Annotated in this window: 10 protein-coding genes; 1 reads left to right on the top strand and 9 read right to left on the bottom strand. The window is 33.4% G+C overall.

Annotated elements, in window-relative coordinates:
- Window positions 1-326 precede the first annotated feature (326 nt).
- Window positions 327-527 carry a cold-shock protein gene (locus SAMSHR1132_RS13405; RefSeq protein WP_001059079.1) on the top strand — a complete coding sequence of 67 codons (201 nt, stop codon included), beginning with the start codon at window positions 327-329 and terminating at the stop codon, window positions 525-527.
- Between the two features lie 126 nt (window positions 528-653).
- On the opposite strand, the gene SAMSHR1132_RS13410 is transcribed toward SAMSHR1132_RS13405, so the two are convergent.
- From SAMSHR1132_RS13410 to rpmH, 9 genes are all read right to left on the bottom strand, one after another.
- Window positions 654-1,223, bottom strand: coding sequence for a helix-turn-helix transcriptional regulator (locus SAMSHR1132_RS13410; protein WP_001054131.1), 570 nt, complete (start codon window positions 1,221-1,223; stop codon window positions 654-656).
- Window positions 1,224-1,482: 259 nt separating this feature from the next.
- Window positions 1,483-1,878, bottom strand: a complete 396-nt coding sequence (locus SAMSHR1132_RS13415; protein WP_000779137.1) for a DUF3147 family protein — start codon at window positions 1,876-1,878, stop codon at window positions 1,483-1,485.
- 67 nt (window positions 1,879-1,945) lie between these two features.
- On the bottom strand, window positions 1,946-2,299 hold the full coding sequence (locus SAMSHR1132_RS13420; RefSeq protein ID WP_000491380.1) for a DUF3147 family protein: 354 nt from the start codon (window positions 2,297-2,299) through the stop codon (window positions 1,946-1,948).
- Window positions 2,300-2,618: 319 nt separating this feature from the next.
- A complete protein-coding gene (noc, locus tag SAMSHR1132_RS13425) occupies window positions 2,619-3,458 on the bottom strand; it encodes a nucleoid occlusion protein (RefSeq protein ID WP_000742844.1) in 840 nt (279 codons plus the stop codon).
- A gap of 42 nt (window positions 3,459-3,500) precedes the next feature.
- Window positions 3,501-4,220 (bottom strand): 16S rRNA (guanine(527)-N(7))-methyltransferase RsmG, encoded by a 720-nt coding sequence (gene rsmG / locus SAMSHR1132_RS13430; protein ID WP_000215578.1) that lies wholly within the window; start codon window positions 4,218-4,220, stop codon window positions 3,501-3,503.
- Window positions 4,220-6,097, bottom strand: coding sequence for a tRNA uridine-5-carboxymethylaminomethyl(34) synthesis enzyme MnmG (gene mnmG / locus SAMSHR1132_RS13435; RefSeq protein WP_000249669.1), 1,878 nt, complete (start codon window positions 6,095-6,097; stop codon window positions 4,220-4,222). Before mnmG ends, rsmG begins: the two co-directional genes overlap by 1 nt.
- A gap of 68 nt (window positions 6,098-6,165) precedes the next feature.
- Window positions 6,166-7,545, bottom strand: a complete 1,380-nt coding sequence (gene mnmE, locus SAMSHR1132_RS13440) for a tRNA uridine-5-carboxymethylaminomethyl(34) synthesis GTPase MnmE (protein WP_000362501.1) — start codon at window positions 7,543-7,545, stop codon at window positions 6,166-6,168.
- Between the two features lie 168 nt (window positions 7,546-7,713).
- Window positions 7,714-8,067: a ribonuclease P protein component gene (gene rnpA / locus SAMSHR1132_RS13445; protein ID WP_072292101.1), complete on the bottom strand. Its 354-nt coding sequence runs from the start codon at window positions 8,065-8,067 to the stop codon at window positions 7,714-7,716.
- A gap of 120 nt (window positions 8,068-8,187) precedes the next feature.
- A complete protein-coding gene (gene rpmH / locus SAMSHR1132_RS13450) occupies window positions 8,188-8,325 on the bottom strand; it encodes a 50S ribosomal protein L34 (protein WP_000240855.1) in 138 nt (45 codons plus the stop codon).
- Window positions 8,326-8,539: the final 214 nt, after the last annotated feature.

The raw sequence follows: 8,539 nt of genomic DNA on the forward strand, positions 1-8,539 counted from the left end.
TTTATCGTTGCTTGTTTTTTTATTGATTACTTATAAAATCATCATGTTTAAACGATATGTTACTTTGAAAACAACTATATGCCATAAAAGACTAAAATTTATTTATTTTTATAAACCCCTTTAAATCAACGTTTCTAAGGTTTTTAAAAATCTTTTTTAATTTATTTTAAAAAAACACTGTACATTATGCCAATATGAGCGTATAGTTGGTCTTACGTAATAAAAGCTCGTGAATTAAATTGTAGTGTATTTGTTTAGAATATCCTCTTTTTTAGTTATGAATTTGTTACAAATATTAAGTGCAAAAGCACACGGAGGTTTTCTATATGAATAACGGTACAGTAAAATGGTTTAACGCAGAAAAAGGTTTTGGTTTCATCGAACAAGAAAATGGCGGAGACGTATTCGTACATTTCTCAGGTATCGCTAGCGATGGCTACAAAACTTTAGAAGAAGGTCAAAAAGTTACTTTCGAAATTACTGAAGGTCAACGTGGAGACCAAGCAGTTAACGTACAAACTGTTTAATCTTACAAAATAAAACGACTCATTATAAATGAATCGCTTTGATTACCAACAAGGTTTAGAATCTTGTTGGTATTTTTTTATGCTATTTCGGATAATACAAATAATATGAGACGATACGACGATGATTTATAAAAACTTAATTGCCAGATACATACTAATCAAAGCTATAAGAATGAATGCACCAACTACTGATATAACAGAAAGTACATTTGTCATCGTATTTCTAGCTTTAGTCGTTTGTACTTCACTAGGATCTTTTCCATTCATAAAAGCAACAATTCGATCGTAGTTGTCCATTTTATGCACTTTTTTTAAATCTTCTATTTTCATAGATGCATAAAAACCTATTCCCATAATGATTGCTACCGTTATACCCCAAGCCCAATTCCAATAAACAACTAAAGGTCCCGTTAAAATTGCAGCTAATGTCAGAAAAATAAGCATCACATACGTCCATAAGTTAAGACTTCGTTGCACTTTAACATCTGGCACAAATGGAATAGTTCCTTTTACTAAATCATCTAAAGTTACATTAAATAAATCACACATCATTAATAAGTTATGTATGTCCGGTAAGCTTTTGTTATTTTCCCAATTAGAAATACTCTGCCTAGATACATATAGTTTTTCAGCAAGATATTCTTGTGAATAACCATCTCGTTCCCGATACTTTTTAATTTGTTTACTCAGATTCAATTACATACGCCTCCATTCAATTAGTGCAATCATTACATTCAGACTATCAGATAAACTTAATTAAAGTCACCTTTATGATTGACTAAATGTTTTGACATACGATAGCATCAGGGTTTGAAGACTCCCTCAAGACGTACCTGTATGATTACGCGCTTGTAATTTTCTCAATGACAACTTAAATTTCATTTATTATTGATGCAACTTTTCAATGCTATTCAATACTTGCGAAGTTAGTACTATAAAAGAGACTACGTTCACACTATTTACTATTCGATTTCCCAGCTTTCCAACTATGTTTTTCTAATCTTTTTTGTGCTATAAATTCTACCGCTTCGAAAATACATACCGCACTGATAAACCAACTTAAAAAACCAACTATAATACTAAGCAACCACATGTGCGTCATATGTAACATCATCCATGTAACTAAAATACATACTAATACCCCTGTCATGCCAAACACTGCGCCACGACTTACATGCACAGCAACTTTATCGCCATATTGCATTCCTGTAATAAACATAGATACTAAAAATACTGCTGGAAACGTTGCAAATATACCACCAAATTCTTTCCAAGGTAGTGTTACGGACACAATATAACTTAGTAATACTGCAAATCCCCCTACAAAAAATTTCATTAATGTTAATTTCATGATGTTCTGCCTCCAATAATTTATTACTTATTAGCTGAATACAACTATTTATCACGCATTTTCCAAACTATAAATGTCTAATACCGAATATCGCTAGGGAGATAATAAACCAACAAACAACTGTAAAAATCGTTCCTTTTTGATAACCTTTGTGTTTAATGTAGAGAGATGTCAAAAATACAGTTAAAATACAAGAGAGAATACCTACTATTGCTCCTGTGCTAAGATTCATCGACATCTCCACTAATTGCGTACCACGATGATCCAAAGCTAATGCGATAATAGCCGCAAGAAAGACTGCCGGCATTGTTGCAATAATCCCTCCTAACTTACCGCCTACTTTATCAGCAATAATCGATGCTAGTGCGACAGCGATACCACCAATAACAAAATGAAGAATTGCACTTCCAATCGAAAACATCTTCAACGTACCTTTCTATAATAAATTCAATACGAAACGTATCATTCACACAAAGTGAAAAACTTAAATTTCACACTGTAAAGGTAACTAAAGCGATGTTCATAAAGCTTTCATGATACTTTCATTAACTATCAATAAATGTTTTTATATGATGATAAATCCAATTCAAATTATTAATATTTATCATTAACTGTAATTTTTAAATTAACATACAAATATGAATTTTTATGTTTCACGTAAAACAAAAAGACAAAGCTGTTATAATCTTAGCTTTGCCTTTTGCGTGTTAGTAACCATGATACGACATCCTATCTTACTACTAACGTTTATATATTCGAATTTTTATTTCATAATAATCTTCATGATCTTTATCTTTATGTTCAACGTGTAATCCTGTTTGTTGTATTGCTTGGATACTTTTGCCTACCTCATCTCGTGCTTGAGTGACATCTTGTGCAAAACGAAGATTTTGTGCTTTGACTTTTTCGGGTCCCGTTTTCTGGCGTACTCTATCTTCAGTCTGTTTCACATTTAATTTTTGTGCAATGACTTGTTCAATCAACGCTTCTTGTTCGCTATCGGACAATGATAATACCGCCCTAGCATGACGTTCAGTAATTTTACCTTCTCTTAAGCGAAGCAACACTTTCGGCGCAAGCTTCAATAAGCGTAGTTTATTAGCTATAAAACTTTGGCTTTTACCTAAGCTTTTTGCTAATTCAATTTGCGTTGTATCACCAATTTCCAATAACTTCTTATAGGCTTCTGCTTCTTCAACAACAGACAAATTTTCTCTTTGAATATTCTCAATTAAAGCTACAACCGCCGTCTCCTCATCATCCATATCACGAATAATAACGTCTGCTTGAGGTAAATTTAGTGATTGTATTGCTCTAAATCGACGTTCTCCAGCAATAATTTCAAACATGTCCTCTTCAATCGGTCTAACAACTATAGGTTGTAATAAACCATGTTCATGAATCGATTCAGCAAGTTCTTTTATTTTATTTGGCTCAAATACTTGTCTAGGTTGATAACGGTTTGGAACGATACGTTCAATTTGAATGGATTCAACATTACTATTGCGATCTTCTTCAATTTGTCCAATGATGTCATCTTTATTTTTCAAACCAAATAATTTTGAAAAAGGTTTTTTCATTATCCATTCGCTCCTTTTATGTTAGTTGTAAAGGATTCTGCATTATTTTTCAAGTAAAGGAGTCTTATTAGGCGTCCCAGGTTTTCTTGGATACTTTTTAGGTGTTTGTCTTTTTTTATCAATAACGAACATTTGACGCTCTCCAGCATCCTCAGGTAATTCAAAAGTATGCGTTTCAGTAACATTACCACCTAAAACACCAATCGCAAATTGTGCTTCTTCTAATTCTTCTTCACCCTTAGATGATTTCAATGCTACAAACTGTCCACCTTTTTTTACAAGCGGTAAGCAAAGCTCACTTAATACCGATAATCTAGCTACAGCTCTTGCAGTAACAATATCATAAGACTCCCTATAGACACCTTTGCCAAATGTTTCTGCTCTGTCATGAATAAAGCTTACATCTTCTAAATACAATTCTGACGCCAGATGATTTAAAAATTGAATACGCTTATTTAAAGAATCTACAATAGTCACTTTTAACTGCGGAAACATAATTTTTAATGGAATACTTGGAAAACCAGCTCCAGCGCCTACATCGCATAAACTTAAAGGCTGATTAAAGTCAAAGTAAAAGCTAGGTGCTATGGAATCATAAAAGTGTTTCAAATACACATCATGTTCATCCGTAATACTTGTTAAATTCATCTTTTCATTCCATTCAACAAGTAAACGATAATACGTTTGAAACTGCTGCTTCTGAGTTTCATTTAATTCAATATGATGTTCTTTTAATTGTTCTGCTAACCATTCTACAGTCATTAGTCACTCACCCTTTGGAGTTTACCTTGTTCTAAGTAAATTAATAATATAGATATATCGGCTGGATTTACACCTGAAATTCTAGAAGCTTGTGCAATATTTAAAGGTTTTACTTCAGATAATTTTTCACGCGCTTCTGTCGCCAAACTATCGATCTTGCTATAATCTAAATCTTCTGGAATTTTTTTCTCTTCCATACGTTTAACTTTTTCGACTTGTTGTAGAGATTTATTGATATAGCCTTCATATTTCGTTTGTATTTCTACTTGTTCTTCAACATCTGCACTCAATTGATGTTCTTCTTCTAAAATTTCTAAGATGATATCATAAGTCATTTCCGGTCTGCGTAATAAATCGATAGCTAAAATACCATCTTTTAAGCGAGAACCACCATGTTGTTCAATAATCGCTTGCGTATGTTCGTTTGGTTTAATACGAATATCTGATAAACGCTTAATTTCCGCATCAATTTGCTGACGTTTTTCATTAAAACGTGCATATCGTTCTTCAGAAATCATACCTAGCTCATAGCCCATATCTGTTAGTCTTAAATCTGCATTATCATGACGTAATAGTAAACGATACTCTGCGCGTGAAGTTAATAATCGATAAGGTTCATTAGTACCTTTAGTTACTAGGTCATCGATTAATACACCAATATATGCATCTGAACGACTCAATATTTTTTCACCAGTGCCTAAAACTTTACCAGCTGCATTTATACCTGCCATTAAACCTTGGCCGGCCGCTTCTTCATATCCAGATGTACCATTAATTTGACCTGCTGTATATAGATTTTTAATCATTTTCGTTTCAAGTGTAGGCCATAATTGAGTAGGTACAATCGCATCGTATTCAATTGCGTAGCCAGCACGCATCATATCCGCCTTTTCAAGACCAGGGATTGTCTCAAGCATTTGGCGTTGCACATGTTCAGGAAGACTCGTAGACAACCCTTGAACATATACTTCATTTGTGTTGCGACCTTCAGGCTCTAAGAAAAGTTGATGTCGTGGTTTATCGTTGAATCGCACAAATTTATCCTCAATTGATGGACAATAACGTGGCCCTGTTCCTTTAATCATACCTGAATACATGGCAGATAAATGTAAATTATCATCAATAACTTTATGTGTTTCTGCATTAGTATATGTTAACCAACATGGTAATTGATCTAAAATATATTCTGTAGTTTCAAAGCTAAACGCACGTCCTACATCATCACCAGGTTGGATTTCAGTCTTCGAATAATCAATCGTCTTCGAATTAACACGTGGCGGTGTACCCGTTTTAAAACGAACAATATCAAATCCAAGCCCTCTCAAATTATCCGACAATGTAATAGATGGTAATTGATGGTTTGGACCACTTGAATATTTCATATTACCTAAGATGATTTCGCCACGTAAAAATGTCCCTGTTGTGATGATAACTGCTTTAGAATGATATTCTGTACCAATATTTGTACGTACACCTTTAACTTCATCATTTTCTATAATTAATTCATCTACCATACCTTGCATGATGTGAAGATTTTCTTCATCCTCAATCACACGCTTCATTTCTTGTTGATAAAGAACTTTATCTGCTTGCGCTCTTAACGCTCTTACAGCTGGACCTTTACCTGTATTTAACATTCTCATTTGAATGTGCGTTTTGTCGATTGTTTTCGCCATTTGGCCACCTAAAGCATCAATTTCACGTACTACGATTCCTTTAGCTGGTCCACCTACAGATGGGTTACATGGCATAAATGCTATATTATCTAAGTTAATTGTTAACATTAACGTCTTAGCACCGCGTCTTGCTGATGCTAAACCTGCTTCAACACCTGCATGTCCAGCACCTATTACGATTACATCATATTCTTGCACCACAATATAAACCTCCTTATTTGATATCTTACTAGCCTTTCTTTAGACATCATACCGTCTAAATCACTTATCTATTTACCTAAACAGAATTGGCTGAATAACTGGTCGATAAGTTCATCGCTTGCAGTTTCACCAATAATTTCTCCTAATATTTCCCAAGTTCTAGTTAAATCAATTTGTACCATATCCATAGGCACACCAGATTCTGCTGCATCAATCGCATCTTGTATCGTTTGTCTTGCTTGTTTCAATAATGAAATGTGTCTTGAATTAGAAACATATGTCATATCTTGATTTTGTACTTCTCCACCAAAGAACAAATCACGAATTTGAATTTCTAATTCATCAATACCTTCTTGCTTTAGCATTGATGTTTGAATTAAAGGCGTAGTACCTATCATCTCTTTAACTTCATCAATGTTTATGTTTTGTTCTAAATCCATTTTATTAACAATTACGATAACATCTTCATTTTTTACAACTTCATATAATGTGTAATCTTCTTGCGTTAACGCCTCGTTATTGTTTAATACAAATAAAATTAAGTCCGCTTGACTTAACGCTTTTCTAGAACGTTCAACACCGATTTTTTCAACAATGTCTTCTGTCTCTCGGATACCAGCAGTATCAACTAATCTTAACGGCACGCCACGAACATTAACGTATTCTTCTAAGACGTCTCTAGTCGTACCTGCCACCTCTGTAACGATTGCTTTATTATCTTGTATTAAGTTATTTAACATAGAAGATTTACCTACATTTGGCTTACCAACAATTACTGTAGACAAACCTTCTCGCATAATTTTTCCTTGTGCACCAGTATCTAATAAGCGATTAATTTCTTGTTTAATTTCTTTAGATTGCTCTAAAAGAAATTCTGTTGTCGCATCTTCGACATCATCGTACTCTGGGTAATCAATATTCACTTCTACTTGAGCGAGTATTTCTAATATAGATTGACGTTGTTTCTTGATTAAGTCACTAAGTCGACCTTCAATTTGATTCATTGCAACCTTAGAAGCACGATCTGTTTTCGAACGTATAAAGTCCATAACTGCTTCGGCTTGAGATAAATCGATACGACCATTTAAAAAGGCACGCTTCGTAAATTCACCAGGTTCAGCTATCCTAGCACCATGTGTCATAGTAAGTTCTAATACTCTATTTATAGTCAAAATACCACCATGACAATTAATTTCAATGATATCTTCTCTAGTAAATGTTTTCGGTGCTCTTAATACAGAAACCATAACTTCTTCAACTACTTCTTTAGTATCTGGATCAATAATATGACCATAGTTAATTGTATGAGAAGGTACATCTTTTAATAGATGCTTTCCTTTATATAACTTGTCCGCTATTTCAACAGCTTGTGGCCCAGATAATCGAACAATACCTATCGCTCCTTCACCCATTGGTGTTGAAATACTTGTAATTGTATCTAAATCCATATTACTACTCGCCTCCTTTAATGACGTATCATTTATTTGAAATTCTTTTATTTTTGTTCGCTTCAGAATACTGAAAAAAGTTGAAATACACGGTAAGGTAGCCTTACGTTTGTCTGACGTTATACTTCGGTGAGTCTTATTTGTACTTACCTTCTCCCCTACCCCATCTTAATTAATCTTTTTATTAAAAACTTTAGCAATTTTAAGCACGTGTTCAAGACTACTCTGAATTTGTAAAGTTGTCATATCTTTTGCTGGTTGCCTCGCTATTACAATAATATCTTTTGCCAATATGTGTGATTTGTGTACTTTGAAATTTTCACGAATTGCTCTTTTAATCTTGTTTCTCAGTACTGCATTGCCTAGTTTTTTTGACACACTAATACCTAAGCGAAAATGGTCTATTTCTTTATTATTATAAGTGTATACAACAAATTGCCTATTGGCTACAGAATGACCTTTTTTATATATTTTCTGAAAATCTGCATTTTTTTTAATTCGGTAAGTTTTCTCCACTAACATCACTCGCTTATTTATCGTTTTTTATTTAAAGCTATATTTAAACATCTATTGAGCTTAACGCAAAAATTCTATTTATTCTTAATTTAAACGAAAAAAAAGATCACTGATGAGTCAGTGATCTTATGCAGATAAAACTTTACGGCCTTTACGACGACGGCGCGCTAAAACTTTACGGCCATTTTTTGTGCTCATGCGTTTTCTGAAACCATGAACTTTACTATGTTTACGTTTATTTGGTTGATAAGTACGTTTTACCATGCAAAACACCTCCATCTTTATACAGTTATCTAATATACCAGATTATGCAGACTCTGATCACTTTAATAGATAAGATTTTGCGTTTCTTAGATTAAAATTCTCGTTTTAGCTCATTGATTATCTAGTCATAATTCAAGCAACTACTACAATATAACAAAATCCTTTTTATAACGCAAGTTCATTTTATACTACTGCTCAATTTTTTTACTTTTAT

It is taken from the genome of Staphylococcus argenteus (assembly GCF_000236925.1).
In the GTDB taxonomy this organism is placed as follows: domain Bacteria; phylum Bacillota; class Bacilli; order Staphylococcales; family Staphylococcaceae; genus Staphylococcus; species Staphylococcus argenteus.